We start from the raw sequence: 2,270 nt of genomic DNA, 5'->3' as shown, positions 1-2,270 counted from the left end.
CACCGGTTGCCTGCGCTCTTCCCACACCCGGATCACCGTATAGGAATATTCCAGCCCTCCCGTATCCCACCGGTCACTTAACCGGTGCAGCCCGTTGTCGTCTTCCTTGTAGAAAAACATCACCACCTGGCGTATGGACGGGGTGCCCCTGCCGCCAGCCAGCGTGGCCTCCCATATGTCGCTACGGTAGCGCAGCATGCGGGCCGGCAGCGCCTCGTCGCGGTAGCCCATAGGCTCGAAGTGAAGCAGGTACGGGCTGCTGGGGTCATCTATTTCCAGTACGTTATCCAGCCGGGATTCCTTTCTGGGGGTGTACTCCGTTTTATAGGTTGAATTATACCACACGGAACGGGGATCTGGTACGGCGGGATGCCGGGGTAGCCTGCTTGAAAAGTAAACCCCCGCTGGCGTAGCTGCCGGGGAAGGCCCACGCCCAATACGTTAATAAGTTAAGTGCCTGGCACCGTCAATTCCATCTTCCTGCCGCCGCCCGCGGCATGATATAATATACACGCAAGATTTAATTGCCTGCCGTTGAGAGGACTGGGATAGTTGGCCGTTAATGTCATTGACCGGAGTCTCAAGGCTTTGGCCCGCCGTTACCCGAAACCCTTTGTCAAACTTGTCCTGGACTCCACAGAAGGGGTGGCCGTGGCCACCATCGAAAACCCGGAGATCAACCTCCCGGAAAGGCGGCTCGATTTCGTCTACGGCCTGCGCCTGGATGACCAGGAGTACCTGCTGCACCTCGAATTCCAGCTCCAGCACGAGACCGACCTGCCGGAACGGATGTTCACCTACAACGCGCTCCTGACCGCCGCCTACCGGCGACCGGCCATCTCGGCGGTCATTTACCTGGCGCGGCAGGAATACCGCCGCTTACCCGAAGCCTATGCCGTGACCTTCCGGAGCAGGGCGGTCCATACCTTCACCTACCGGGTCATCAGGCTCTGGGAATACGAAGAAGCCATTGCCGGCGGCGAGCTGAAGGAGCTCGCTCCCCTGCTCGTCCTGCTGGCCGAAAAGGGTAAAGAAGAAGCTGCCCTGGCCAGAACTAGAGAACTGGTCCTGGCCATAGGCGACGAGAAGCACCGGGCCGATGCCCTGTCGGTAGCCATCACCGTGGCGGCGCGCTACTTCAGTCGCGATTTTTTGCTCGAGTTTTTCAAGGGGGAAATGGAGATGCTGCAAGAAGCCAGTATTGTCCAGGAATGGATAAACGAAGGCCTGGAGAGAGGCCGGAAAGAAGGCCTGGCGGAAGGCCTGGAAAAGGGCCTGGCTGAAGGCCTGGAAAAGGGCAGGAAGGCGGGAAAGCTCGAGGGAGAGATCGAGACGCTGCAAAGGGACATCCAGGAAGTCCTGGAGGAACGCTTCGGCCGAGTCAAAAAAGGTATGGGCAAGAAGCTGGCCGCCATTGACGACCCGGCGGTGCTCCGTTCCCTGCTCAAGAAAAGCGTCAGGGTGAAGAGCCTCGAAGAGTTCGCCCGGCTCTTGGAAGAAGTGTAACGTCCGGAGACAAGGTAAAGCCCTACCGGTGGCCTGCGGAGGGGTTTTCTTTTTAGCCCTCTAACCATATTTTGCCAGTAAGGTAAATAAAGGCGGACAAAACGCAAAGGAACCTCTTCTCGAAGTAGCAGGGATCGCCCGTGAGCCATTACTCAAAAACTTGATCAGCGAAAGTTAGTTTAGATGAAGCTCCCGCCTCCCTTGCCAGCCGCGGGCGGTAGGGACTTTCGCTTTCCAGCTTGAAGGCGATCGCGGAAAGATACTTCCTGGTTTTTCGCGTGGCACTTTTAGGCACTTTTAGGAGTCCCATGGTCTGGAAGTGAGCTCAACCCGGGGTGGCCTGCTTGAAAAGTAAACCCCCGCTGGCGTAGCTGCCGGGGAAGGCCCACGCCCAATACGTTAATAAGTTAAGTGCCTGGCACCGCTCACTGCATAAACCTCTCAATGCCGTCCCTGATGATGGCCCGCGCCTCTTCCAGGGTGTTGGCGGCAAACAGTTCCTCCATTACGCCGTCCAGCACTTCCAGGCTGGCCATCTCCCGGACTTTCTGCTGCAGGCCGGCAGATGCATCACCGAACCTCCTCCTGAGGTACTTGCAGATGGCATCCTGCTTTGCTTCAACCTTGCCCCTGGCCTCGCCTTCAGCCCTGCCTTCGGCCTTCCCTCTCAAAACGCCTTCCATCACAGCTTGCCTCTTCATCTCATCCAGTGCCCGTTCTATGTTGGTGATCATCTTTTCCACCTCCCGGGGATCGTTTTCCTC

General features: G+C 57.8%; 1 protein-coding gene and 2 pseudogenes. 1 reads left to right on the top strand and 2 read right to left on the bottom strand.

The genetic code is table 11. The annotated features are described in order from the left end of the window. Nucleotides 1-345: pseudogene (locus BR83_RS0114000) on the bottom strand (hypothetical protein); the annotation flags it as partial. A 207-nt stretch (nucleotides 346-552) separates the two neighbouring features. Here BR83_RS0114000 and BR83_RS0113995 point away from each other — a divergent pair. Then, the gene (locus BR83_RS0113995; protein WP_034635616.1) at nucleotides 553-1,506 is read left to right on the top strand and encodes an RpnC/YadD family protein; all 954 of its coding nucleotides are present in this window, start codon (nucleotides 553-555) and stop codon (nucleotides 1,504-1,506) included. 425 nt (nucleotides 1,507-1,931) lie between these two features. Here BR83_RS0113995 and BR83_RS16145 read toward each other — a convergent pair. After that, nucleotides 1,932-2,270, bottom strand: a pseudogene (locus tag BR83_RS16145) (DUF4351 domain-containing protein); the annotation flags it as partial.

The organism is Desulfofundulus thermocisternus DSM 10259, from assembly GCF_000686645.1.
Classification (GTDB): Bacteria; Bacillota; Desulfotomaculia; order Desulfotomaculales; family Desulfovirgulaceae; genus Desulfofundulus; species Desulfofundulus australicus.
This window is presented reverse-complemented; position numbering and strand designations above follow the sequence as displayed.